21 protein-coding genes are annotated in these 25,820 nt (G+C 46.4%); 16 read left to right on the plus strand and 5 right to left on the minus strand.

The window, feature by feature from the left end:
- Window positions 1–7 precede the first annotated feature (7 nt).
- The 13 genes from KE626_RS05645 to flxY all read left to right on the plus strand — a co-directional run bounded on the left by KE626_RS05645 (window position 8) and on the right by flxY (window position 15,113).
- Entirely contained in the window at window positions 8–274 is a 267-nt protein-coding gene (locus tag KE626_RS05645; RefSeq protein WP_211971889.1) for a phosphopantetheine-binding protein, read from the plus strand.
- A complete protein-coding gene (locus KE626_RS05650) occupies window positions 271–1,464 on the plus strand; it encodes a beta-ketoacyl-[acyl-carrier-protein] synthase family protein (protein WP_211971890.1) in 1,194 nt (397 codons plus the stop codon). The genes KE626_RS05645 and KE626_RS05650 overlap by 4 nt, the downstream gene beginning before the upstream one ends.
- Before the next feature lie 169 nt (window positions 1,465–1,633).
- The gene (locus KE626_RS05655; RefSeq protein WP_249207284.1) at window positions 1,634–2,698 is read left to right on the plus strand and encodes a beta-ketoacyl synthase N-terminal-like domain-containing protein; all 1,065 of its coding nucleotides are present in this window, start codon (window positions 1,634–1,636) and stop codon (window positions 2,696–2,698) included.
- Window positions 2,692–3,471, plus strand: coding sequence for a polysaccharide deacetylase family protein (locus KE626_RS05660; RefSeq protein WP_211971891.1), 780 nt, complete (start codon window positions 2,692–2,694; stop codon window positions 3,469–3,471). Before KE626_RS05655 ends, KE626_RS05660 begins: the two co-directional genes overlap by 7 nt.
- Window positions 3,464–4,096, plus strand: coding sequence for a flexirubin biosynthesis/transport protein LolA2 (gene lolA2 / locus KE626_RS05665; protein ID WP_211971892.1), 633 nt, complete (start codon window positions 3,464–3,466; stop codon window positions 4,094–4,096). The genes KE626_RS05660 and lolA2 overlap by 8 nt, the downstream gene beginning before the upstream one ends.
- Window positions 4,074–4,697, plus strand: coding sequence for a flexirubin biosynthesis protein LolB2 (lolB2, locus tag KE626_RS05670; RefSeq protein ID WP_211971893.1), 624 nt, complete (start codon window positions 4,074–4,076; stop codon window positions 4,695–4,697). The genes lolA2 and lolB2 overlap by 23 nt, the downstream gene beginning before the upstream one ends.
- Window positions 4,698–4,744: 47 nt before the next feature.
- Window positions 4,745–5,104 carry an ApeI family dehydratase gene (locus KE626_RS05675; RefSeq protein WP_211971894.1) on the plus strand — a complete coding sequence of 120 codons (360 nt, stop codon included), beginning with the start codon at window positions 4,745–4,747 and terminating at the stop codon, window positions 5,102–5,104.
- Window positions 5,105–6,298 (plus strand): DUF2062 domain-containing protein, encoded by a 1,194-nt coding sequence (locus KE626_RS35005; RefSeq protein ID WP_211971895.1) that lies wholly within the window; start codon window positions 5,105–5,107, stop codon window positions 6,296–6,298.
- Window positions 6,291–10,166 (plus strand): trifunctional MMPL family transporter/lysophospholipid acyltransferase/class I SAM-dependent methyltransferase, encoded by a 3,876-nt coding sequence (locus KE626_RS05685; protein WP_211971896.1) that lies wholly within the window; start codon window positions 6,291–6,293, stop codon window positions 10,164–10,166. Before KE626_RS35005 ends, KE626_RS05685 begins: the two co-directional genes overlap by 8 nt.
- A complete protein-coding gene (locus tag KE626_RS05690) occupies window positions 10,153–11,670 on the plus strand; it encodes a phytoene desaturase family protein (protein WP_211971897.1) in 1,518 nt (505 codons plus the stop codon). Before KE626_RS05685 ends, KE626_RS05690 begins: the two co-directional genes overlap by 14 nt.
- Window positions 11,671–11,672: 2 nt before the next feature.
- The gene (locus tag KE626_RS05695; protein ID WP_346344341.1) at window positions 11,673–13,364 is read left to right on the plus strand and encodes a C45 family autoproteolytic acyltransferase/hydrolase; all 1,692 of its coding nucleotides are present in this window, start codon (window positions 11,673–11,675) and stop codon (window positions 13,362–13,364) included.
- Window positions 13,365–13,401: 37 nt separating this feature from the next.
- Window positions 13,402–13,779 (plus strand): holo-ACP synthase, encoded by a 378-nt coding sequence (gene acpS / locus KE626_RS05700; protein WP_211971898.1) that lies wholly within the window; start codon window positions 13,402–13,404, stop codon window positions 13,777–13,779.
- A gap of 41 nt (window positions 13,780–13,820) precedes the next feature.
- Entirely contained in the window at window positions 13,821–15,113 is a 1,293-nt protein-coding gene (gene flxY, locus KE626_RS05705; RefSeq protein ID WP_211971899.1) for a flexirubin biosynthesis putative acyl-CoA ligase FlxY, read from the plus strand.
- Window positions 15,114–15,272: 159 nt separating this feature from the next.
- On the opposite strand, the gene KE626_RS05710 is transcribed toward flxY, so the two are convergent.
- The 3 genes from KE626_RS05710 to KE626_RS05720 all read right to left on the minus strand — a co-directional run bounded on the left by KE626_RS05710 (window position 15,273) and on the right by KE626_RS05720 (window position 16,569).
- Window positions 15,273–15,809 (minus strand): DUF6169 family protein, encoded by a 537-nt coding sequence (locus KE626_RS05710; protein WP_211971900.1) that lies wholly within the window; start codon window positions 15,807–15,809, stop codon window positions 15,273–15,275.
- Window positions 15,802–15,954: a hypothetical protein gene (locus KE626_RS05715; protein WP_211971901.1), complete on the minus strand. Its 153-nt coding sequence runs from the start codon at window positions 15,952–15,954 to the stop codon at window positions 15,802–15,804. Before KE626_RS05715 ends, KE626_RS05710 begins: the two co-directional genes overlap by 8 nt.
- A 126-nt stretch (window positions 15,955–16,080) precedes the next feature.
- Window positions 16,081–16,569: a DUF6702 family protein gene (locus tag KE626_RS05720; RefSeq protein WP_211971902.1), complete on the minus strand. Its 489-nt coding sequence runs from the start codon at window positions 16,567–16,569 to the stop codon at window positions 16,081–16,083.
- Window positions 16,570–16,637: 68 nt separating this feature from the next.
- On the opposite strand from KE626_RS05720, the gene KE626_RS05725 reads away from it, so the two are divergent.
- The 3 genes from KE626_RS05725 to KE626_RS05735 all read left to right on the plus strand — a co-directional run bounded on the left by KE626_RS05725 (window position 16,638) and on the right by KE626_RS05735 (window position 20,448).
- Window positions 16,638–17,219 (plus strand): HupE/UreJ family protein, encoded by a 582-nt coding sequence (locus KE626_RS05725; RefSeq protein ID WP_249207286.1) that lies wholly within the window; start codon window positions 16,638–16,640, stop codon window positions 17,217–17,219.
- A gap of 8 nt (window positions 17,220–17,227) precedes the next feature.
- Window positions 17,228–19,552 (plus strand): M1 family metallopeptidase, encoded by a 2,325-nt coding sequence (locus KE626_RS05730; RefSeq protein ID WP_211971903.1) that lies wholly within the window; start codon window positions 17,228–17,230, stop codon window positions 19,550–19,552.
- Window positions 19,553–19,635: 83 nt separating this feature from the next.
- Window positions 19,636–20,448: an alpha/beta hydrolase gene (locus KE626_RS05735; RefSeq protein WP_211971904.1), complete on the plus strand. Its 813-nt coding sequence runs from the start codon at window positions 19,636–19,638 to the stop codon at window positions 20,446–20,448.
- A 247-nt stretch (window positions 20,449–20,695) separates the two neighbouring features.
- Here KE626_RS05735 and KE626_RS05740 read toward each other — a convergent pair whose 3' ends face one another.
- Window positions 20,696–22,318 (minus strand): RagB/SusD family nutrient uptake outer membrane protein, encoded by a 1,623-nt coding sequence (locus tag KE626_RS05740; RefSeq protein WP_211971905.1) that lies wholly within the window; start codon window positions 22,316–22,318, stop codon window positions 20,696–20,698.
- A 26-nt stretch (window positions 22,319–22,344) separates the two neighbouring features.
- The gene (locus KE626_RS05745) at window positions 22,345–25,458 is read right to left on the minus strand and encodes a SusC/RagA family TonB-linked outer membrane protein (protein WP_211971906.1); all 3,114 of its coding nucleotides are present in this window, start codon (window positions 25,456–25,458) and stop codon (window positions 22,345–22,347) included.
- Window positions 25,459–25,820: the final 362 nt, after the last annotated feature.

Raw genomic sequence — 25,820 nt, forward strand, 5'->3', positions numbered from 1 at the left:
AATCACCGTGGAAAAGTTGATGTCGGATCTGAAGGCGCAGATCATAGAACAATTGAATTTGCAGGAGATAACTCCGGAAAACATCGGCAACGATCAAACACTGTTTTCCAAAGATGGGCTGGGACTCGACTCTATCGATGCGCTGGAACTGATTGTACTGCTGCAGCAGCACTATAATATCCGCATTGCCAATCCTGAAGAAGGACCAAAGATTTTTCACTCTGTGCGGTCTATGGCAGAGTATATTACTGCAAATCAAACTGCAAAGGCATGAGTGAAAAGGTGTGGATAGCAGGCGGCGGGGTGATTAGCGGCATAGGCCTGGATCTGAAGGCCTGTTTACAGTCGTTCCGGAACATGCAGCCGGGAATGGCGGCTATGCAGTACCTGCCTTCTGTTCATCGTAATACCTTTCCTGTAGCGGAAGTAAAAGCCGATAATGCTACGCTCGCCGATATGGCCCGTATGCCGGAACATATCAGCAGAACCGCGCTGCTCAGTATGATTGCTGCCAGGGAAGCGTGGAAATCCAGCGGCCTGGACGACATTTCCCGCTATCGCGTGGGCTTTGTGTCCGGCAATACCGTTGGCGGTATGGATAAAACGGAAAACTTTTTCCCGGAATTTCTTACCAATTCACGTGGCGGCCGCCTCCAACAGGTAGTGCATCACGAATGTGGCAGCGTTACCGAACTGGTAGCCGATATGCTGGGCATCCGGCATCATGTGTCTACCATCAGCACAGCCTGTTCTTCAGGCGCCAATGCGCTCATGTATGGTTCCCGCCTGATCCGCAACAATATTGTGGATGTGGTGATTGCCGGCGGCACCGACGCGTTGACCCGCTTTACACTAAATGGTTTTAATACCCTCATGATCCTGGATCAGCAGCCCTGCCGGCCGTTTGATGATACCCGTACCGGGCTTAACCTGGGCGAAGGCGCCGGTTATGTGGTACTGGTATCCGATAGCCTGGCGGCGCAACTGCAGCCCTGGTGCCGGTTTAGTGGCTTCGCTAACGCAAACGATGCGTATCACCAAACGGCTTCTTCTCCGGATGGCACAGGTAACTACCTGGCCATGAAAGGCGCCATGGATATGAGCGGCGTACAGCCGCAACAAATTGGTTATATCAATTTACACGGCACCGGCACGCAAAACAATGATGTATCTGAAGGAATCGCTATCAACAGGCTCTTTGCACCGCATTTCCCGGCCATGAGCTCTACCAAATCGTTTACAGGACATACGCTGGGCGCCAGCGGTGGCATAGAAGCCGTTTTTTCAGCCCTCGCTGTAAAGGAAGGCATCATCTATCCCAACGCACGCTTCGAACACCAGATGAAAGAACTGCCATTTGCACCTGTCACCGCTTATTCAACCGGTCATGATCTGCAACATGTTATGTCTAACTCATTTGGCTTTGGTGGTAACTGTTCCAGTTTGATTTTTTCAAAAGCATAAGGCATAAAGCATAAGGCATAAAGCAAAAGCAAAAAGCAATGCTTTCAAAACAATATAAGCAAACCGCTAAACAAACAATGCAGGCTAACAGCTAACAGCTAAAGGCTAACCGCTAAAACAATGCAGGCTAACAGCTAACCGCTAAAGGCTAACAGCTCAACAAGTACATATGGCTATTTTCATACTCGGCACCGGTTGTATTTCTCCGCAGGAAACTGCGCAGGGAGGCCCTTTGCTGGCCGCTCCCCGGGAATATGAACAGGTACGCCTGGCCACCGTGGATCCGGATTATAAACAGTGGATTGATGTGAAACAGATCCGCCGGATGAGCCGTGTGGTAAAAATGGGAGTAGGCGCCGCTAACCTCAGTCTCGAGGCGGCAGGTATCACCGCTCCGGATGCCATCATCACAGGTACCGCTTACGGATGCCTCGATGATACCGGCGTGTTTCTAACAAAAATGGTGCATCAGCAGGAAGAAATGCTGACACCTACCGCCTTTATTCAAAGCACACATAATACCGTGGGCGGACAAATTGCCCTGCTCCTCGGTTGCAACGGGTATAACAATACCTTTGTACACCGTGGCTTTTCTTTTGAAAACGCATTGCTGGATGCCATCATGATCCTCAAAGAAGGCTCCGCACAACATATACTGGCTGGCGGTCTGGATGAAATCACCAACTACAGCCATCAGCTGCTGTCGCGTTTCGGGATCTATAAAAAAACACCGGTGAAAACCATGGAGCTGCTGAACAGCCCCGATACCGGTACAATTGCCGGCGAAGGCGCCGCGTTTTTTACACTCGGCACCACCAGGGGGCCAGGCACGGTAGCTATGCTGTCTGGCGTAAGCACATTGTATAAACCACTATGGGAAGGGGAAGTGATAGGGCATATCATGAAATTCCTGGAAGATAATAACTATACCCCGGCCGACATTGACCTGATCGTTACCGGCAGGAATGGTGATATAGACCAGGATGAGATATACGAAGAAGTAGCCGAGGCCCTGTTCCCGGAACATGCTGAAGCCTGTTTTAAACACCTCTGCGGCGAATATCCTACCGCTGCAGGTTTCGGCGTATGGATGGCCAACGCCATTATCGCAGAGCAGAAAGTACCGGAAGCTGCCGCGTTTTTTGGCCGCGCACCAAAGAAAATAAAGAACATATTAATATATAATCATCACCAGGGAACCCATCATTCCCTGGTATTATTAACCGCATGCTAAACAACAGAACCGTAAATATTATAGCCGCTGTAAGTTTCCTGGTACTGCTGTACCTGGACAAGATACAGCACTATAACCTGCCGTTCTGGGCTTATGGATTGCCGGTGCTGATCTTCCTGCCCCTCACCATCCACGGCGCTATGAATATAGAAGCCGGTTTTTTTATGAAGGTGATGTGTAAGGCGGATACCACCGAAAAGGTAGTGGCGCTTTCTTTTGATGATGGCCCTCAAACCGGGTATACACCGGTGATACTGGATATCCTGCAACACGAAAATGTGCCTGCTGCCTTTTTTTGTATCGGTAAAAATATCACAGGGAATGAGCACTTACTGAAACGCATATACGCAGAAGGACATGTAATCGGTAACCATACCTATTCACATCATTTCTGGTTTGATATGAAATTATCGAGTAACATGCTCACGGACATGCAGCAGATGGATGCGCTCACAGTAGATGCTACCGGCCTGTATCCGCGCCTGTTTCGCCCGCCCTACGGCGTTACCAATCCGAACCTGGCAAGAGCCGTGAAAGCGGGTAATTATCTGCCGGTAGGCTGGAGTATCCGCTCGCTGGACACCGTTGCCAAAGATGAAACACAACTGCTGAACAGGATATTGGCGCAGTTAAAACCAGGGGCCGTTATTTTATTGCATGATACCTGTAAGATAACCGCCGATATATTGCCACAACTGATCCGCGGAATCCGGGAACAGGGATACCAGCTGGAAAGAATTGATAAAATGTTAAAAGTGCGTGCATATGTGTAAATGGATAGTAGCCTTGATGTGTTGTATTGTAAGCCTGCAGGTACAGGCGCAAACAGGTTTTAAGCCAGTGGCGGATATGGCGCCGCTGAAACAGCAGTTTGCAAAGGCAGCCCAGGCAACACAAAGTATTCAATGCGATTTTGTACAGGAGAAAAACCTGAGCATGCTGTCGGACAAGATCGTTTCTAAAGGGAAGTTCTGGTTTAAGAAAGATAATAAAGTGAGAATGGAATACCTGCAACCTTCTTATTACCTGCTGGTCATCAACGGAAAAGATATCCGTATCAAAGATGCCCAGAAGGAAAATAAAGTATCAGGTAAGAGTAATAAACTGTTCGAGCAGATCAATAAAATTACGGTCGACTGTGTTCGTGGCACTGTGCTGGATAACGCAGACTTTACCACCAAGGCCACCGAGAATGCACAGTATTACCGCCTGGAAATGGCGCCGGTAAACAAGGTGATGAAAGAATATTTCAAATCCATTGTTCTGCTGGTAGATAAACAGGACTATTCTGTATCAAAAATTACGATGGCGGAGTTGTCAGGAGATGATACCACCATCAGTTTTTTGCATAAACAATTGAATTCAAACATCCCGGATGCGGTATTTTCTGCTAAGTAGCATATTGGGCCTGGCCTTGCTGATGGGAAGCTGCAGATCAGTGTATAAGGGGTTACAACCTGTGCCGGGCGATGTAAACTGCATCCGTCAGTTTAGCCCGCAGTTTAGCTCCACCCTGTACAGCACGCAGGTAGATATTTTAAAACATCACCTCAGCGGCCTGCTGTTCTTCAAACAAATGCAGGATAGCAGTATCCGCATCGTGTTTGCCAATGAGATGGGATTTAAGTTCTTTGATTTTGAATTTGATAAACAGGGCAATTTTACCAAACACTACCTGCTGGCCAAAATGAACAAGAAAGCGGTAGTGAAAACGCTGCAACAGGACTTTGCGCTTGTATTGCTGCATCCCGATTTAAGTGGTGCGCATACAGCAGCGGATAACCATTACCACTATGTCGTAGTACCTACAGAAAAAGGGAACAACTACTACATTACAGATACGGCCTGCACAGCGTTGGTACGCATCGAAAAATCGTCCCGGCGCAAACCTGCAGTAACCGTGTGGATGCAGCACTATAGCAACGGGGTACCGGATACCATCAATATCCGCCATGAACATTTCAAATTCAATATCTCTTTACAGAAAGTAGAAAAATAACATCATAACAGTCACACTAATCATCATAATCATACGAACCATAGTCCATGTTAGCAGGTAATTTTTATACAGTAACAACGCAATCACAGGAGCCCGGACAGGTAAGCGTTACCATTGAACTGAACGCGGCACATCCCATTTTTCAGGGCCACTTCCCTGAGCAGCCTGTAGTACCAGGGGTATGCATGATGCAAACCATTACGGAAGTACTGGAAAGCGCTGTAAAACAGAAAGTAACGCTGAAGAAAGCAGGCCAGATGAAGTTCCTGAATATGATAGACCCGGTGAAACAGCCGTTGGTAGATGTAACGGTGAGCTATAAGGAAGAAGACGGTGGATGGAAAGTGAATGCCACGTTGAAACGAGAAGACAAAACATTTATGAAGTTCCAGGGTATATTTAATTAAGTGACAAGGCAGCCTACACATAACGAACATTTTGAAAGGCACCGTGCAGCGGTGCTCATCCCTACGTATAACAACGCCGGTACACTCGCAGGAGTGTTGTCCGATGCGCTGGAATATACGCATCATGTCATTGTAGTGAACGATGGCGCTACGGATGAAACGCCTGCGATATTGCAACAGTTTCCTTCGCTGCAGCTGGTATCGTATAGTCCTAACCGTGGGAAAGGCATTGCGCTTCGCCGCGGATTTGCTTATGCTATGGAGCAGGGATACGATTATGTGATCACCATGGACGCCGACGGACAACACTTTGCTACTGATCTGCCATCTATGCTGCAACAGATAGATGAACATCCGGGTGCACTGATCATTGGCGCCCGTAACCTGCACCAGGAAAATATGCCTGGAAAAAGTACTTCTGCCAATAAAGTATCTAACTTCTGGTTTAATGTAACCACCGGTTTAAAAGGACCCGATACGCAGTCGGGCTACCGCCTGTATCCCCTGCGCCGCATGGGAAGTATGCACTATTTCTGTACTAAATACGAGTTTGAAATAGAAGTGCTGGTACGCAGCGCCTGGAAAGGTATTAAGGTGGACTGGACCCCTGTAAAAGTATATTATCCGCCGCCGGAAGAGCGGGTATCGCATTTCCGCCCTGTTCCTGATGTAACGCGGATCACCATACTAAACATCATATTGGTACTGACCACATTCCTGTACATAAAGCCGCGTGATTTTATCCGTTTTCTCCTGAAAAAGGAAAACTGGAAGAAAATGTGGAAAGAAGAAGTACTGAAATCGGATGAGTCTAATATGCGCAAAGCCATCGCTATTGGATTTGGCGTATTTATGGGCATCATACCTATCTGGGGCTTCCAACTGCTGGTGGCCATATTGGTGTCTATTAAATTAAAATTGAACAAGGCGCTGGTATTACTTTCAGCACATATCAGCACACCACCGCTTACGCCGTTTGTACTCTTTGCCAGTTTCCTCACCGGCAGGATCTGGATGGGACAAACAGCGAAAGACCTGATATTTAAAAACGGATTTAACTTTGACACCATTAAGGATAATATGTTGCAGTATGTGTTTGGCGCCATTACGCTGGCTGTTCTCGGTGGCCTGCTGGTATGGGCGGTGAGTTGGGGGATGTTGTCAATATTCAGAAAAGAAAGAAAAAATGGGTAGTTTTTTTGTAGCGATATACAATTTTTTTGAAAAGCATAAAAGCTGGCTGTGGATTTCTACCATTGCCAGCTTTCTGCTGGTGGGATATTTTGCTGCACAAATAAAGCTGGAAGAGGATATCACGAAGATTTTACCCCAGGATAAGAAACTGGACAAACTGCAACAGGTATTCCAGGACTCGCGTTTTGCGGATAAACTCATTGTTACCATCTCTCAAAAAGATACTGCAAAAGAAGCGCAGCCCGACAGTTTAACGGCCTATGCGGCAGAACTGGCCGCTACGGCAAGTGCGCAGCTATCGCCCTATATCCGGCAAATCCAGTCGCAGGCGGAAGATTCCATGGTAATGGGATTGATGCAGGTCATACAACAACACCTGCCCATCTTCCTGGAAGAAAAAGACTACGTGAAAGTAGATAGTTTGCTGCAAACAGCACAACTGGAAAAAACACTGCAATACGATTATAACACACTGATATCGCCGGCAGGGCTGGTGTTAAAGAAAATGATCCAGGTCGATCCTGTTGGTATTTCCTGGATCGGCGTAAAGAAATTGCAGCACCTGCAATACGATGATCAGTTTGAATTATATGATAACTACGTGATCACAAAAGATCACAAGCATGTGATGATCTTTATTACGCCGGCTAATCCGCCAGGCGCTACAAAGATCAACGCACAGTTCCTGAAGGGACTGGATAAAATCAAAGATAGCCTTGATCAATCCCATCCGGCAATAGCTGCTTCCTACTTTGGTGGCACTGCTGTTTCCGCAGGAAATGCTACCCAACTCAGGCAGGATACCCTTCTTACGCAGGGCATCACCATCGTATTGCTGGTAGTACTGATCGGGTTATTTTTCCGGAAGAAACGTTCCCCCGTGCTGGTGATGCTGCCGGTGATCTTCGGCGGGTTATTTTCACTGGCATGGATATACGTTATTAAAGGCCATATTTCTGTAATGGCCATGGGAGCAGGCGCTGTGGTATTGGGTATTGCTGTCAACTATTCATTGCATGTTTTTAATCACTTCCGTCATTCACAGGATATACGTGAAGTGATCAACGATCTGGCTACGCCGATGACGTTGGGCAGTTTTACCACGGTGGGCGGCTTTCTTTGTTTACAGTTTGTACATTCTCCCATGCTTCGGGATGTAGGACTGTTTGCTGCACTCAGCCTCGTTGGCGCTGCTTTGTTTTCCCTTATATTTCTGCCGCATTGGATCGTGATCGGGCATAAACCGCAAACGGTGCCTGCGCACACAGATAACTGGCTGGATAAATTATCGGCCTATAAGCCGGAGAGAAATAAATACCTGGTAGGTGCTATTTTCCTCCTTACTATCGTATTTTTTTACACTGCCCGCAACGTATCCTTTGAAAGCGATATGATGCGCATGAATTACATGTCGCCGCAGCTGAAAGCCGCAGAAGCACAGCTTAATTCGATAAATACCTACATCGCGCAATCCGTCTACGTCGTGTCTGACGGACATGATCTTGAAAGCGCACTGGAGAATGAAGAAAAGCTGATGCCGGTGGTGGAGCAATTGCAGGCAAAAGGCATTGTAAAGAAATACGCCGGCGTACAGGCGTTGCTGTTATCCAACAAGGAGCAGCAGGCACGCATTGACCGCTGGAATAAATACTGGACGGCGGAAAAGCAGCAGCAGCTGTTGCAATACCTGCGCAGCAAGGGCAGCAGCCTTGGGTTTAGTGCTGCCGCATTCGATGCTTTTGGAGGAATGCTTGATAAAACTTTTCAGCCACTGAATGAAGAAGCACTAAGCATATTGCGCAATGGCAGCCTGGGAGATTTCATTATTCAGAAAAACGGCGCCACTTCACTTGTTACCTTACTCAAAGTAGACCCCGCACACAAACAGGCGGTATACAACGCCCTGGAAAATTTGCCCAACACTACGGTGCTGGATAAGCAATATGCCGCTAATCGCCTGGTAGAAGTGATCAAAGACGAATTCAACAGCATTGCCTGGATGACTTCCCTGCTGGTGTTCTTCGCGCTGTTGTTGTCTTATGGCCGTATCGAACTGGCATTGATCACATTTATCCCCATGGCCATAAGCTGGGTATGGATACTGGGTATCATGGGCCTGTTTGGCATTAAGTTCAATATTGTGAACATCATTCTTTCCACTTTTATTTTTGGTTTGGGAGATGATTACAGCATCTTTATGATGGATGGGCTGTTACAGGAATACAGAACCGGCAAGAAGACCCTGTCTTCTTTCAAGTCCTCCATTTTCCTTTCCGCCATCACTACCATCCTGGGACTAGGTGTGCTGATCTTTGCACAGCATCCTTCCCTGAAATCTATCGCCCTTATTTCCATTATCGGAATAGGCACGGTAGTACTGATTTCACAGGTGATGATTCCTTTCCTGTTTAACTGGCTGATCACCAATCGTGTCCGGAAAGGCTATGTGCCATGGACTTTCAAAGGATGGACACTCTCTGTGTTTTCATTTACCTATTTCACCACGGGTTGTTTACTGTTAACCGTTATCGGTACCATACTCATTCGCCTGAATCCTTTTAATAAAGAAAAGGGAAAGGTGTTATATCATCGCATTCTTTCTGCCTATACCCATAGTGTATTGTATATTATGGGGAATGTGAAGAAGCGCATTATTAACCCGGCTAACGAACAACTGGAGAAACCGGCGGTAATTATCAGTAATCACCAGTCATTCCTGGATATATTGGTATCTACTATGCTGCATCCAAAGGTAATTTTGCTCACCAACCAGTGGGTATGGCGTTCGCCGGTATTTGGATCGGTGGTGCGCCTGGCCGATTATTACCCGGTAGCAGACGGTGCGGAAGGCGCCATCGAAAAATTGCGGCAGCGGGTGGAAGAAGGCTACTCGATCGTGGTGTACCCCGAAGGTACCCGGTCGCCCGACCCGGCTATCAAGCGTTTTCATAAGGGCGCTTTTTACATCGCGGAGCAGCTGGGCCTGGATATACTTCCCATGGTTATTCACGGTACCGCCTATACGATGAGTAAAGGCGATTTCCTCTTAAAAGACGGCACCGTATCGGTGAAGTATCTGCCGCGTATCACACCAGCCGACAAATCCTGGGGAGATAACTACAGCGCACGTACGAAAACGATCAGCCGTTACTTTAAACAACAGTATGAAATATTGAGGGCGGAAACGGAAGTGCCGAAATATTTCCGTGAACAGCTGAAGTACAACTTTATCTACAAAGGACCGGTGCTGGAATGGTATATGCGGATAAAAACAAAAATGGAAAATAACTATGAGTTATTCCATGAGCTGTTACCCCAGGAAGGGCGTATCCTGGATATCGGCTGCGGCTATGGGTTTATGTCGTATATGCTCACCTGGACGGCACCCGGAAGAAACATTACCGGCATTGACTATGATGAAGACAAAATAGCTACTGCGGCATATTGTTTTCAAAAACCCGGTCAACTGCAATTTATACATGGCGATATTGCTGCCACGAACATAGAAAAGTATGACGCTTTTATTTTAAGCGATGTATTACACTACCTCCCTTCAGGAGAGCAGGAAATACTGATACAGCAATGTATTGAAAGATTAACACCGGATGGGGTGATCCTGGTACGCGATGGAGATAGTGACCGGGCTAAAAGGCATGAAGGCACAAGGTTCTCTGAGTTTATGTCGACCAGGGTAATTGGATTTAACAAAACGAAACATAAGCAATTATCTTTTTTCTCAGCTGCACATGTGCGTAACCTGGTCAGCAAATATGGTGCGGTAGCAGAGGAGATAGATAATACCCGGTACACATCGAATGTAATATTTGTGATAAAAAAACTCCCCCGGGAAAATTATGCACAATTATGATGTGATCATTATAGGCAGCGGCCTTGGCGGCCTGGTATGTGGCGCTATCCTCAGCCAGAATGGCTATCGTGTATGTATCTATGAAAAAAACAGGCAAACAGGTGGCTGTCTGCAAACCTATTCCCGCGAAAAAGTCATTTTCGATTCCGGTGTACACTACATCGGCGGACTGGCGCCGGGAGAAAATCTGTATAAAGTATTTAAGTATATCGGGATCTATGATAAGCTTCGCCTGAAACGCATGGATATGGATGGTTTTGACCATATCAGCTTTGAAGGCGATGATGTTATATATCGGCTGGCACAAGGAGAAGAAAACTTTATCCGTACATTGCTAAACTATTTCCCGGAAGAAGCCATCGCGCTGCGGGCTTATTGTGATAAGATCAATGAGGTATGCAGTAAATTCCCGCTGTATAACCTGCGCACCGGCGACTACGAGGAAAAACGGGGCATACTGCAGCTAAATACAGCCGACTATTTGCGCAGCATTACCAATAACGAAAAATTGCAGCAGGTGTTGGCAGGGAATAACCTCTTGTATGCGGGTGTGGCACATAAAACGCCGTTTTACGTACACGCGTTGGTGGTAAACAGTTATATGAAAAGTTCCTGGAAGTGTGTGGACGGCGGCTCACAGATAGGGAAGCTGCTTTGCAGGCAGATCCGGGCCAACGGGGGCGATATTATCCGCAACATGGCGGTTACTGCTATACAGGGCGCAGGAGATGCGGTGGATCACATCGTATTACAGGATGGTACCCGGGCACAGGCTACCCATTATATTTCTAATCTGCATCCCGCGCAAACCATGGCCATGACCCATAGCGACGCATTACGCAGTGCTTATCGCAACCGGGTACAAAGTCTTGAGAACTCAGTAGGCGCATTTGTGCTGAACGTGGTATTGAAGCCCGGCACTTTTAAATATCTGAACTATAATCATTACTATCATGCTACAAACAATGCCTGGGCAGGGATTGACTATGATACCAGCGCATGGCCGCAAACCTACGCGATGTATGTATCTGCCAGTTCCCGGCATGAAACCTGGGCAGATTGTTTGTCGGTGATGACCTATATGCGTTACGAGGAAATGGAACCCTGGCAGCATACTTTTAACACCGTGTTGCAGGCAGGCAGCAGGGGAGCCGGTTATGAGGCTTTTAAGGCGCAGAAGGCCCACCTGTTGATAGATTGTGTAGCCAAACAGTTTCCTGGCTTTCGTGATTGTATACAGTCCTGGTATGTGGCTACGCCTTTGTCGTACCGCGATTATATTGGTACCGGCGACGGCAGTATGTACGGTATCGCCAAAGACAGTGCAGATCCGCTCCGCACCATGGTTTCAGCCCGTACTAAACTATCCAATTTGTATCTTACCGGTCAAAACCTGAACTTGCATGGAATTTTAGGGGTAACTATCAGCAGCGTGATCACCTCGGCGGAATTGCTGGGCATGGATTTCCTGGTAGATGAAATTAATCAGTCAATACATACATAACAGTGGAAAAAAAGAAACGAAGCGGCTGGAGAAGACTTGGACGCGTACTTTTATATATCATCGGTGTTTTCCTGGTGCTGTTTATCGCCCTGGTTGTTTACCTGGTGATTGTAAGCAGGATGCCGCCACCGGCAATTGCGGATCAGCGCGCGTTGCAGCTGAAACGTACGGAGCTGGACAGCACCTGTTATACGCTGGGCAACAACTGGTTTCGGAAAAGTAATAGTGGCTTATATGAAATGTACGTGGAAGGAGCTCCTTTTGAAAGAGGGGTGATCAACGGCAAACTTTCCGGGGAGCTGATCCGTCGCCAGGAAGATGTATTTGTGGCGCAGTTCAGCAAAATGGTGCCTTCTACTTTTTACCTGCATTTCCTGAAATATTTTATTGGTTGGTTTAACCGTGACCTGAGTGATCATGTGCCGGAAGAATTCAAGGAAGAGATCTACGGGGAGTCTTTCTCTGCTTCTTCCAACTACGACTATATAGGCACCAACTATGCACGCTTAATGAACTATCATGCCGCCCATGATATAGGTCATGCGCTGCAGGGTATGATGCTGGTGGGTTGTACGTCGTTCGGTACCTGGAACGACCAGTCGGCGGATAGCAACCTGATCATAGGCCGCAATTTCGACTTCTACATGGGAGATGACTTTGCGAAAGAAAAAATGGTTGTTTTTTATCACCCGGAGAAAGGCCACAATTTTATGTTTGTTACCTGGGGTGGATTTACCGGCGTGGTGTCGGGCATGAATGACAAAGGATTAACAGTAACTATTAACGCTGCCAAAACCAGCGTGCCTACTGCCGCCGCTACACCTGTATCGCTGGTGGCCCGCGAAATATTACAGTACGCAAAAAATATCCAGGAGGCATGGGATATTGCCCGGAAACGGAAGATGTTTGTCTCGGAATCATTCCTGATCGGTTCTGCGGAAGACAACAAAGCGGTGATCATTGAAAAAACGCCGGAAGGCATGGATATGTACAGCTCCGGTAAAAATTTTATTACCTGTACCAATCACTTCCAGGGCGATTCGCTGGGCAGTCTTACTTCCAACAAACTGCAGATAAAAGAAAGCGCTTCCGAATACCGCTACGAGCGGCTTACAGAGCTAATGAAAAAGAAGGGACCAAATACCGTTCAAAATACCGTTAGCATTCTGCGCGACAGAGGCGGATTGCATAACGCTGATATTGGCATGGGAAATGAAAAAGCGATCAACCAGTTGATAGCACATCACTCCATTGTATTTGAGCCAAAGAAAGGGCTGGTATGGGTGTCTACGGCGCCCTGGCAATTAGGGCAGTTTGTGGCATACGATCTGAATAAGATTTTTAGCATGCACGGTCTTACTTCAGATCACGAAGTATACGACAGCGCGCTGAATATTGCAGCAGACAGCTTTCTGCTGTCAAAAGATTACCTTGCCTTTAACACCTACCGTAAACTGAGAGACGAGATCAAGGAAGGACAGGAGGTGAACGTGAGCGCTTTGATAGCAGCCAATCCGGCCTATTACCATACATATGTGCTGGCAGGTGACTACGAGGTGAAGCGCAAAGCATATGCTGTTGCAAAACAGTATTATGAAACTGCTTTAACAAAAGTAATTGCGACCAAAGGAGAAGAAGATCACATCCGGAAGCAACTGGCGCTTTGTAAGGATAAGCTGAAAGCTAAAAGCTAAAGGCTAAAAGTAACTTAATCTAAAAGCTAACAGCTACATGATTATTGGTATTGGAACAGACATTGTAGAAGTACCGCGCATCGCCGCAAAGCTGGCAAAAGGAGAGGGGTTCCGTAACCTGGTATTCACCCCTTTTGAAATCAGTTATTGCGAACAACAGGCCGTGCCCGCAGAAAGCTATGCTGCCCGTTTTGCCGCTAAAGAAGCCATGCTGAAAGCATTTGGAACAGGTTGGGGAAATGGCGGAATCAATTTTGATGAAATAGAAGTGCGTAACGACGCAGCCGGGAAGCCGGAGATTTTTTTAATTGGCAAAGGTGCAGACAGGTATGCCCTGCTGGGTATAAAAACAATATGGGTTTCTTTATCCCATGAAAAGAATGCCGCCGTGGCGATGGTTATTATAGAAGGTTAATAAAAGGGATTACGTAATTCGTAATTCGTAATTTTCAAAAGATGTATATACCCGACATTGAACTACAATCGAAAACAGCTATCAGGGCTTACCAGGAAAAAGAGGTAATGCGCCTGCTGGGCTATTTACGTGAATTTTCACCCTTCTATAAAGCGTGGTTTAAAAAGCATGGTATTGCTGCCGATGAAGTTCAGTCGCTGGAAGCATTCTCCCTGATTCCTCCTGTTAACAAAGAAGACCTGCAGGAACACAACTGGGAGTTCCTGTGTGTGGATAAAAGTAAGATCGCTGAATACACAACAACCTCCGGTACTTTGGGCCGGCCGGTGATCATTGCTTTAACTGAAAAAGACCTGCAGCGTTTAAGCTATAACGAATACATTTCTTTCTGTTGCGCCGATGGCACCGACAGTGATATATACCAGCTTATGCTCACGCTCGACCGGCAGTTTATGGCCGGCATGGCTTATTACAACGGCATCCGCAAACTGGGCGCAGGCGTATTGCGTGTGGGTCCTGGCGTCCCCAGCATGCAATGGGAAAATATACAACGTATACAACCCACCACCATTGTAGGCGTGCCCTCTTTTATTGTAAAGCTCATAGCCTACGCAAAAGAACACCAGATAGATATTAACCGCACTTCTGTGAAGAAAGCCATATGTATTGGTGAAAATATCCGTAATACTGATTTTTCGCTGAATGTATTGGGTAAGAAGATTACAGAACAATGGAATATTAAACTGTATTCCACTTATGCGTCTACTGAAATGCAAACGGCGTTCACAGAATGCAGTGCCGGAAATGGGGGACATCATCATCCCGAATTACTGTATGTAGAGCTGCTGGATGAAAATAACCAGCCCGTAGCGCCCGGGGAAGAAGGAGAGGTAACGATTACTACACTTGGCGTAGAAGGTATGCCCCTGCTGCGTTATAAAACCGGCGATATCTGTCAGTATCATTATGATACCTGCAGCTGCGGCAGGCATACATTACGGCTATCTCCCGTAATAGGTCGTAAAAAGCAGATGATCAAATACAAAGGCACCACCCTGTATCCACCAGCTTTGTTTGACCTGTTAGCTGATATGGAAGATGTAAAAGAATTTGTAGTAGAAGTGTTTTCCAACGAACTGGGAACAGATGAAATACTGTTACACCTCTGGCCCAGGGAAGAATCAGAAGAAATGGACCGCAAAATAAAATCATATCTCCAGGCTAAACTGCGGGTGATACCACAGGTGCGGTATACCAGTCAGCAGGATATAATGCGGATGCAATTCCCGGAAAATAGCCGTAAGCCGGTGAAGTTTCTTGATAACAGGAATTAGTGGGTTTACTGTGGCGGAAGGTCGCAGTTGGTACCGATGTTTTTTCCACGATATGCAGGTTTTACATACAGATCATCCAGGCACACGGCTTTGCCATGGGAGACTTTTTATGTTTTTTGCAAAGGATAAATAAGAAACTCCAAAATTTTTTGAGACAAACTATCTGAGTTTATCCGCGCCGATGGAAGACCTCAGAATCGATAACTCTTTTAAAATAATAGTTCTGCGCGGATGATTGGCCGCGAAAAGTATTGAAATGAATGTGGATGTGTAGCCGTTTCCGGTGGCGTCTGGCTCCAGTATTTCTTCATCCATTTTTTCAAAATTAAGATCTGCTGCGTAGGTGCGAAACCAACGATCAAATTTGTGATGTCGTTTTATTTGTCGCCCATCGGAGATATCACAATTGAACACCAGGATAGAAAAATGGTCAATTCCAATCAGGTAATTTTTAATGATGCTGATTATTGTTGAGCCGATTCTTATATCCAGATTAAGGTCCCCTTTAATGTAAACAGGATCTACGATTACATAAATTGCGTTTGAAATTACAGGTAGATCATCAAGTATGTCAATAATCCTCGTGGCCTCTATAAAAGTAATCTTATAGATATGGCCATTACATGTCTCAAACTGATAATCAACGTTAATTTCTATGGGGAAAGGATTAGAGCTGAATTGGTAAGGTTTAACCAAGCTTCTTTTTCTTAGGATTATAGTCTTTTACGGAACCACCTTTTGCAATGTAGTCACGCAACGAAGACTTAGCTTCATGAAGCCTTTTGATGGCCTCAAGCGCTTTTTTATTCTCTCTTGATATGACTGTTATTGTTGGTTTCATTCCTGCAATTTACGGAATTTCATTTAATCTCGTCTTTTCTACACTAAAAAGGAAGAGAAAATTTTCGATTTTTTTTAAGCCTGATACAGTATGTATCATAATGATTATCATGTTATTATAGCTGCGCTAAAACCCCATCACCGCCATATCCTTCGGGTTATCCAGCTTCGCGCTTTTCCGCTCACCGCCTACCAGCACATGCACCATATTCGTTTGCGTTGGATGGCGCTCATACAAAACATTATTTCGTACCTGCACTTTCTTCGGCGTAGTCACGTTTTCCGCTTCCAGGAAACTCCATACCGCGTCCTCTTCTATCTTATAGCCGATAAAATGAAGCGGTACATTTTTGCCGTCCAATGTAATGATAAGATGCTGCGACAGGTATGCGGCAATGTAATCTTCCACCTGTTTGCGGTTGGCAGGGCGGCTGATGTCGAACGTTGTTTTATACTGCGCTTTCAATGTGTTTTCCAGGTCGTCGGCAAAAATACGGCAGCTCACCTGCAGCTCTTTTTTATCCGCATTATGGGAAATCTCCGTCACACTTGCATAAAAGGGATGGAAGGCAGTAAGCCATAAGGTCATCCACCATTTACATAATAATAAACCCACTGGACTATAAATTTTTTAAATTTTAACTTTTACGCTTTATACTTACCAAAATTATAGAAAGTAGGGCAATGGACGAGTTGTATTTTCAGCTGGGGTGGCAACACATTATAAATTGGGATGCATATGATCACATTCTCTTTGTAATAGCGTTGAGCGCCATTTACCTGCTGTGTGACTGGAGAAAAGTGCTGATTTTAGTAACAGCTTTTACCATTGGTCATTCTATCACACTGGCATTAAGCGTATTACATATTATACGGATACCCGGACCAATTATAGAATTCCTGATACCGGTTACTATTTGTATTACAGCTTTGTCCAATATCCTGCGGAAAGATGAGGAACCGCAAAAGTTACAACTAAACTATTTCTATGCCCTGTTTTTCGGACTGATTCACGGACTGGGTTTTTCCAATTATCTGAAAAGTTTGCTGGGCAGCCAGGCAAATATCGTAAAACCACTCCTGGGATTTAATTTGGGGCTGGAATTCGGGCAAATCATCATTGTGATGTGTATACTGCTCCTGTCGACCATTATCGTGAAAATCGGGCAGTTAAAACGCCGTGATTGGAATATGTTTCTTTCATCGGCAACATTTGGAATGGCGTTTTTAATGGTGATACAAGGCGTAAGAGCACTCTTTTTTTAATACTGTTTATGAGAAATTATCTTTACCTCGCCGGGGTACTGTGTTGCAGCGTAATATCGCTGAACGCGCAGAATAACCCGGGCTCCAATCATGGCAACCGCTTTGAACAACTCGGTACAATGCTGCAAACGCCGAATATGTACCGCTCGGCCTCCGGCGCACCAGGTCCAAAATACTGGCAGCAACGCGCTGACTACGAAATAGACGCACAGCTGGATGACGCCAGGCAAAAGCTCACCGGGGCCGAAACGATTACCTACTTCAATAATTCCCCCGATCCGCTGACCTACCTGTGGTTGCAGCTCGACGAAAATGAACACGATCCGAAAAGTGATAACCGGCAGTTTGATGGTAGCCGCATGTCAGATAAAATGACGATGGCTACACTGAATAGCCTGCTGCCGCCCACGAAAGACCTGGGGGTGAAGATTGTAAAGCTCACGGATGCCGACGGGAAAGCGCTGCCTTATACGGTTAACCAGACCATGATGCGCATCGATCTGCCTAAACCACTGATGCCCGGCGAAAAATACCGCTTCAAAGTATCCTGGTGGTACAACATCTCCGACCGTATGACGGTAGGTGGCCGCGGTGGATATGAATATTTTCCGGAAGATAAAAACTACCTGTACACCATTGCCCAGTGGTATCCACGACTGGCAGTATACTCCGATTTTCAGGGCTGGCAAAACAAACAGTTTACCGGCAGGGGAGAATTTGCACTCACTTTCGGTAATTTTCGTGTACGCATGACCGTTCCCGCCGACCACGTGGTAGGTGCTACCGGCGAATGCCAGAACTATAAGGAAGTGCTCACGCCCGCGCAATACCAGCGCTGGCAACAGGCGCAAACCAGCAAGGAACCGGTGGAAGTAGTTACCCTCGACGAAGCCAGGAAGGCAATGCAGGGCAACGCTGCCGGTACCAAAACATGGGTATACGAAGCACAGAACGTACGTGACTTTGCCCTGGTGTCATCCCGCCGCATTGTATGGGATGCACTCGCCGCCAACGTGGAAGGCAATAAAGTAATGGCCATGTCGTACTATGGGCCCGAAGCTTATCCGCTCTATCGCCGGTATTCTTCCAAAGTAGTGGCACACACGGTAAAATCCTACTCCAAACATACCATCCCTTATCCTTATCCTGTGGCCATTTCCGTGGAAGCGGCCAATGGTATGGAATACCCGATGATCTGCTTTAACTACGGCCGCGCTGATAAAGACGGTACTTATTCCGAAGCCACCAAAAATGGTATGATCGGCGTCATCACGCATGAAGTAGGACATAATTTCTTCCCTATGATCGTGAACTCCGACGAAAGACAGTGGACCTGGATGGACGAAGGACTGAACACTTTCTGCCAGTTTATGGCGGAACAGGAATGGGACAGCAATTTCCCTTCCGGCCGCGGACCCGCCCATAAGATTGTGGACTATATGAAGATGCCGAAAGATCAGCTGGAGCCGATTATGACAAACTCTGAAAACATCGTGCAGTTTGGACCAAACGCTTACGCCAAACCGGCTACCGCCCTCAATATTTTACGTGAAACAGTGATGGGACGTGAACTGTTTGATTTTGCTTTCAGGGAATATGCAAGGCGCTGGGCATTCAAACATCCTACCCCGGCGGATTTCTTCCGTACAATGGAAGATGCTTCCGCAGTAGACCTGGACTGGTTCTGGCGCGGATGGTTCTTTGGTACCGAGCCGGTAGACATCTCCCTGGACAGCGTAAAATGGTACAGGATGGATGGTAAAGACCCGAACGAAACAGCCAAAGCCGAGAAAGCAGCCTATGATAAAAATATGGATCATGTGGCCAGGCAAAAGAATAAAGCCGCCGGTGTGAAATATGCAGTAGACGAGGACACCAGTCTGCAGGACTTCTACAGTAAATGGAACCGTTTTGAAGTAAGCCAGGAAGATAAAGCTGCTTATAACCAGTTCTACAGCAGCTTAAGCCCGGAAGAAAAAGCCCTGTACGATAGCAGGAAAAACTTCTACCAGCTTACCTTTTCCAACAAGGGCGGCCTCGTGATGCCACTCATTATTGAATGGACATTTGCCGATGGAACCAAAGAAACGGATCGCATTTCTGCCTATATCTGGCGGAAAGATGAAAATGAAGTGACCAAAGTGTTTGCGAAAGACAAACAGGTAGTAGCCGTAAAACTGGATCCGTTACGCGAAACCGCCGATATCGATGAAAGCAATAACAGCTGGCCGCGGGAGGCCACCCCTTCCAGGTTTGAGCTGTTTAAGGCAGCCGGAACCGTACGGGGCGCTTCTACCGGCGATAACCCCATGAAGAAAGCAAATACAAAATAAGCAGCTATTTTATATTTTGTGGCGGCTGTCATCCCGGATGGCAGCCGCCTTATTTTTTGCGATCTTTCTTAAAAGCATACGTTATGAAGCAACTAGCCTGTCTTTTATTACTGGTATGCCTGGCACAAACCACCAGGGCCGCCAATGTGGATACCCTTAATATTCCCAGCGCCAAAATGCGCCGTGCCTACAAATGTGTGGTGATCACCCCCGGTTCCTATAAAAACGCGACACAACGCTACCCCGTGCTATACCTGCTCCATGGCGCAGGCGGAAATTATGCCAACTGGGTAAACAATGTTCCGGTAATAAAAGAATTGGCCGATGCCTACCAATGCATGATCGTATGCCCCGATGGCGCCGTTACCAGCTGGTACTTCGATAGCCCGGTAGACAGCTCCATGCGGTTCGAAACCTATGTGTCAAAAGAAATTCCTGCTTATATAGATCAGCATTATCAAACCCTGCCAGAACCGGCACACAGAGCCATCACCGGTTTAAGCATGGGAGGACATGGCGCGCTGTTCCTGGCCATTCGCCATCCCGATATGTTTGGCGCTGCCGGCAGCATGAGCGGAGGCGTGGATTTTCGCCCTTTCCCGAAAAACTGGGAGCTGGCTAAACGCCTCGGCCCCCCGGGAACCGACGGCGCTAACTGGACCGACTATACGGTTATTAAACAGGTGGAAGGGCTGAAGCAAGGCACCCTGGCTATTATGATCGACTGCGGTGTGAAAGATTTCTTCATCGACGTGAACAGAAACCTCCATCAGAAATTATTACTGGCAGGTATTGACCACGACTATACGGAAAGGCCCGGAGAACATAACTGGCAATACTGGGGCAATGCGATTAAATACCAGCTGTTGTTCTTCCACCAGTTTTTTAATAAATGATATTACACAGAAAAGCCGGTCTTACTAAAGACCGGCTTTTTTTAACCCCAATTCCTATGAAAAAAAATATTTGTTCTCTCTAAAAAAAATCCGTCAGCAGGAATACCAACGGCGATGTAATTTGAATGTGACCTTTGTTGATTGAATGCTAAGCGAAATATTTAAAGAACCGCTTTTATGGAATGCCGGTCCTCAACAGGACCGGCCTTTTTTATGCACGCGATTCAAAATAAAAAGTTGAATAATATCACGGTTTATCCCACCATAAACGGGAACCCGGACTGTCTTTTTTATCATCCAGCATCTGTATTGCTTTTTCTACCTCTGCTTTGTTGGATGTATATTCCGTGTTAGGGAATGGTAATCTTCTGATCTGGATATCGGTATTCACGGCGCCACCACTGTTGTTGTTTACTACCGTAAACAGTTTAGGATAACCGGTTCTGCGGAATTCAGACCATGCTTCCTGTCCTTCAGGGAAGCCTGCAATCCATTTCTGTGTGATGATGCGTTCCAGCTTTTCTTCAAAGCCACCGGCTTCGTTCCATTTGATAGTGATACTGGTGGTAGCTTTGGCGTTATTCACCGCATTCCGTGGATCTACATAATCAATGGGTTTGCTGGTATTGTCGGCCAGGTAGTTGGAAATAGCTACCGCATCTGCATCCCACTGACCCATAGATACACTTACACCTTTTTCATAGAGTTCCTGTGCACTTCCGCCGGGCTTTGCCCAGCCTCTCAATGCAGCCTCTGCACGGAGGAAATAAACTTCTGCAGCTACCATCAGCTGGATAGGTGTATTGTTGGTGAAAGTTTTGGTTTCATTTACGGCAGGTATTGAATAGCCGGTATAATCAGGCTTCGGTGTGATGTAACTGCCGATGCGAATACCTTTGTATTTGCCCGCATAAGCCGTGGCATGATCAAAGTATTTGGAAATACGGGGATCTTTATAGCCAACCAGGAATGATTCCATCGCCGCACCCATTGAACAGTCAGACCAGGCCGTAACAATGGTGAATAAAGGATGTCTTAAGCCAAATCCGGAAACCTTTACGTTGTCTTTATTGATTTCCAGCAGGCCACCTGCATCTGCCAACGCTTTTTCTCCTTCCACTTTTGCACGGGCGCCATCTCTTTTTGCAATACGGATCGCCAAACGTAAACGTAAGGAGTTGGCAAACTTGATCCACTGCTTGTAATCACCACCATAGATCATATCAAATTTTGCAAAAGGCGTTAAGCTTGGATTCGCCTTTACAAAATTCGTCAGCGTAGTATTAGCCGTATCCAGTTCTTTAAAGAACCGGTCGTATACCAGCGACTGAGGATCATAAGCAGAAGTAGTACCGCCACTGCCGAAACTGCTGTAGGGAATCGGACCGTAAACGTCCGTTACACGATGCATGGCTTCTACTTTCAGGATCAGCGCTATCGCCCAGAAATCCGGCGCAATGGTTTGTGCTCCTCTGCGTTTGATTTCATAAATAGGCGCCATCACATTGTTATAAGCCAGGTTGAAAGTGGAGTTATTCCAGCCATCAATCATCTTATACGACATGTTGTTCTGATTACTCTGAAAGTCGTGCGGAGCGGTCAGATAACCGGAGTAGGCATCCGCATTCAGGTTCTGTTGTAACTGGAAGTCGGCCGTGGTATTACCAAAGTTGAAATAAATGGAAGACTGTATCTGGGGAAAGAACCCACCAATAAAGTTGAAATCCGCTTTCAGGTCTTCTTCGCTGAGTCCTGTATTGTCTGTGTTGTATTTCTCGAAATTTTTGGTACAGGAACTCATGCCCAGGGTACCCGCTATCAACGCAATAGCCGCTAAAGGTGTATATAGTTTGAATCTGATCTTTTTCATCTGCTTTGATTTAAAGGTGAACATCATTAAAATCCAACATTCAGACTAAAGCCAAAACTACGGGTAGCAGGCATACTGAATATATCAACCCCGGCAAGACCATTACCTGTTGACATGGTGATTTCAGGATCATAGGGCGCCTTTTTGGAAATGTACCAGAGGTTTCTTCCGATCAGCGTCATACGTATGCTTTTCACAAAACCATGACCCAGTGCACTGGATGGAACACTGTAACCAAGAGATGCTTCACGCAATCTTACTACAGTACCATCATACATGTACTCACCGGTAACGCCGTCACGACCGCCTACTGCACCATACCAGGCAGCTGCATCCACTTTGGTAACAGGCTTTTTGCTCACTTCATCCACGCCGTCAACCGTTACGCCGCCGTTATTGCGGGCGTCACCGGTAGCGGCAGATACGCCGTATTTGTCCAGCATAGCCTGTGTGAGTGACATTACCTTACCACCAAATTTGCCGTCTACCAGGAAGTTCAGCGTAAAGTTTTTGTAAGACAGGTTGTTGCTCCATCCGCCCTGCCATTTCGGAGTTGGATTGCCGATCAGCTTATTGGCAACAGTAAGTGGTTTACCATCTTTATTGATGATCACTTTACCATTTTCATCACGGGCCAGGATAGTACCGTAGATGTCGCCATAAGAACCATCTTTGGCCAGGATAGAAGAGTAGTTATTGGTACCTGCTTCTGTAAGTACAAACTGATCAATGTTTGGCGCCAGCTCAATTACCTTATTTCTGTTCTGTGAATAGTTGATAGTAGTATTCCAGCTGAAGTGACTTGTTTTAATGACGTTGTAACCTAACAATACTTCTACACCCGCGTTCTGGATATTACCCGCATTGATGAAGCGGAAGCTGTAACCGGTTCCCGGTGGTACGGCTATCTGGAAATATTGGTTGGTGGTGTTTGTTTTGTAATAGGTCAGATCCAGGCTAAGTCTGTTCTGCAGGAAACGCCATTCGGTACCCAATTCCAGCGATTTTGTTTTTTCAGGTTTCAGATCGCTGAATGGTGCACGGTTGTTAAAGGCGAAAGTACCACCAACAGCACCGAGTCTGCTCAACGGGTTAGTTACATAAATAGGAACCGTGTTACCTACCATCGCATACGATGCACGCACCTTCGCATAACTTACCGGCTCCGGCATGTTAAACAACTGGTGCAGCATAGCGGATAAACCGACGGAAGGATAGAAATAAGAACCATTCGGTGTGAACGACAGGTTGGAGGACCAGTCGTTACGCGCAGTAACGTCTAAGAACAACAGGTCTTTGAAAGACAGGTTGGCGCTGCCGAATACAGCTTGTAATTGTGAGTGGTTATTTGGAACGGTATTAATCTGGCTGCCGGCAGTCATGTTCTGTAACACGAAGAAATTTGCTACCGATAAGTCGCCGGTGAAAGATTCTCCGGTCATACCTTTTGTTTGCTGGTCGTTGATGCTGGTACCCGCAAGTGCATTCAGCTTAAAGTTGCCAAAGTTCTTATTCAGGTTCAGGATCAGATCACCATACAATTGGGTGGTAGTAAGATCGCTGGTAATGTAGCGGCCATTGGGACCAGACAAAGTACCTTGTGTGCCTGCATACATATGTGCATCGTAAGTATCGTTGGTGCGGTCAATATTACCACGGGCCTGTACCCATAACCAGTCGTTGATATCATACTTGCCGGAAACGCTGGCCAGTGTTCTGTTACGTTTGGCTTCTATTGGATTTTTGTTGACGATCCACCAAGGATTTTGCTGCAGATCTTCGTCATAAGGCCAGTTCTGCAGATCCAGCTGCCGGGTTTTATCAAACCGGGTATACTGGTTTTTGAATGGCGTAATATCATTACCTCTTGGAAACAGGTACAAACCGGTAAGCGGGTTGAAATACAATCCATTTACAGGACCATTATTCAACGTTTGAGTGATCACATTTACGTTACCATCCAGCGCTAATTTGTCGTTCAGAAATTTGGCAGTTTCTCTGAAAGTAAAGTTATTACGTTTCAGGTCATTGCCTGGCATTACGCCACTGGCGCTGGTATTGGCATAAGAGAAGAATGTTTGTGCTTTATCGGTACCACCGGAGAAATTTACGGAGTTGATCCAGGTATTACCGGTGCGGAAAAATTCCTTCACATTGTCATGGCCACCGCTGATGCCTTTACCCCAGCTCTGGGAAGAGTTAGGTGTTTCAGGACCATAGGAGTTCTGGAATTTTGGAGAGTAGGCAATTTTATCCAGGGTAATGCCGCTGGAAGCTTCTACTTTGGAAATACCGGATTTGCCTTTTTTAGTGGTGATCAGGATAACGCCATTTGCGGCCTGGCTGCCGTACAATGCTGCTGCGGAAGCGCCTTTCAGTACAGTCAGACTTTCAATATCATCCGGGTTCAGGTTGGAAATACCATCACCTCCGTCGCGACCGGGAGAAGTAGTGGTTACACCATCGCCACCCCAGGTGCTGTTAGGTTGTTGCGTGGTATAGTTGGTCATTGGAATACCATCTATTACATACAACGGCTGGTTGGAACTCTGCGCAGATTTGTTACCGCGTAAAGTTACTTTTACGGAACCACCCACGCCGGAGCTGCTCCTGCTGATCGTAATACCGGCTGCTTTACCGTTGATGGAGTTCATGACGTTCGCATCCTTTACAGTAGAGATTTCTTCATTGCCTAAACGCTGCGTGGAGTAGGTGAGTGACTTGGCCGCTTTCTTCACACCGAGTGCGGTTACTACCAACTCATTCAATCCTTTTACATTATCACTCAGCTTTACATTTAAGGATGCGCTGCTGCCTACTGTTGCTTCTGTTGCTTCAAATCCCACAGAGCTGAATATCAGCACATCTCCCGCTTTGGCGCTGATGTGGTATTCACCCTGTGCATTTGTTTGTGTGCCCTTTACGGTGCCTTTTAATTGTACGGAAACACCGGGAAGTGCGGTGCCTTTGGCATCCTTTACGATGCCGCTGATTTCTTTTTCCTGGTATGTGCTACGGAATGAAGATGTGGGCGACCAGGTATTGCCGGCTGCCTTCACATATGCGCTGTCTGCTAATATGGAAGTGAGCGCCAGACCGGTCATAGCACACACTTTCATAAGGCGTAGGTTTTTTTTCATACTTGCCTTTTTTTTGGTTAATAAATGGGATTTGTATTGTTGAATAAAACTGACCATTTTATAAAACGTGCATTGTTAGAAAATACGGAGCCGTTAGCATGGCGTGCACCATCCTTCGCGTCCTTATATCATGTTGTTTGCTGTCGGTTACCTGTTCATATGGGCGTGCAAAGCCTCACTGCTTATGGCAATGTGTAATCCGGGTTGAGTCATAGCAGTCTTTGTTTCGTGTTTTTCTTACATGAAATGTTGTTTTTTATAACGTTCTCGCTTAACAGGCAGCATAGCTAAAATCAGCGCTGAAATGTTGCGCTACAGAGAAGGAGTCGTATATAGTTATGAATAGTACTATCCTGTTTTAA

It is taken from the genome of Chitinophaga hostae, assembly GCF_018224885.1.
GTDB classification, from domain to species: domain Bacteria; phylum Bacteroidota; class Bacteroidia; order Chitinophagales; family Chitinophagaceae; genus Chitinophaga; species Chitinophaga hostae.

Coding starts and splice junctions, on each gene's coding strand:
- KE626_RS05660 (WP_211971891.1), top strand. CDS start 2,692: ATGCTAAACAACAGAACCGTAAATATTATAGCCGCTGTAAGTTTCCTG.
- KE626_RS05690 (WP_211971897.1), top strand. CDS start 10,153: ATGCACAATTATGATGTGATCATTATAGGCAGCGGCCTTGGCGGCCTG.
- KE626_RS05745 (WP_211971906.1), bottom strand. CDS start 25,458: ATGAAAAAAAACCTACGCCTTATGAAAGTGTGTGCTATGACCGGTCTG.
- lolA2 (WP_211971892.1), top strand. CDS start 3,464: ATGTGTAAATGGATAGTAGCCTTGATGTGTTGTATTGTAAGCCTGCAG.
- lolB2 (WP_211971893.1), top strand. CDS start 4,074: ATGCGGTATTTTCTGCTAAGTAGCATATTGGGCCTGGCCTTGCTGATG.
- acpS (WP_211971898.1), top strand. CDS start 13,402: ATGATTATTGGTATTGGAACAGACATTGTAGAAGTACCGCGCATCGCC.
- KE626_RS05735 (WP_211971904.1), top strand. CDS start 19,636: ATGAAGCAACTAGCCTGTCTTTTATTACTGGTATGCCTGGCACAAACC.
- KE626_RS05685 (WP_211971896.1), top strand. CDS start 6,291: ATGGGTAGTTTTTTTGTAGCGATATACAATTTTTTTGAAAAGCATAAA.
- KE626_RS05675 (WP_211971894.1), top strand. CDS start 4,745: ATGTTAGCAGGTAATTTTTATACAGTAACAACGCAATCACAGGAGCCC.
- KE626_RS05730 (WP_211971903.1), top strand. CDS start 17,228: ATGAGAAATTATCTTTACCTCGCCGGGGTACTGTGTTGCAGCGTAATA.
- KE626_RS05725 (WP_249207286.1), top strand. CDS start 16,638: ATGGACGAGTTGTATTTTCAGCTGGGGTGGCAACACATTATAAATTGG.
- KE626_RS05655 (WP_249207284.1), top strand. CDS start 1,634: ATGGCTATTTTCATACTCGGCACCGGTTGTATTTCTCCGCAGGAAACT.
- KE626_RS05740 (WP_211971905.1), bottom strand. CDS start 22,318: ATGAAAAAGATCAGATTCAAACTATATACACCTTTAGCGGCTATTGCG.
- flxY (WP_211971899.1), top strand. CDS start 13,821: ATGTATATACCCGACATTGAACTACAATCGAAAACAGCTATCAGGGCT.
- KE626_RS05650 (WP_211971890.1), top strand. CDS start 271: ATGAGTGAAAAGGTGTGGATAGCAGGCGGCGGGGTGATTAGCGGCATA.
- KE626_RS05715 (WP_211971901.1), bottom strand. CDS start 15,954: ATGAAACCAACAATAACAGTCATATCAAGAGAGAATAAAAAAGCGCTT.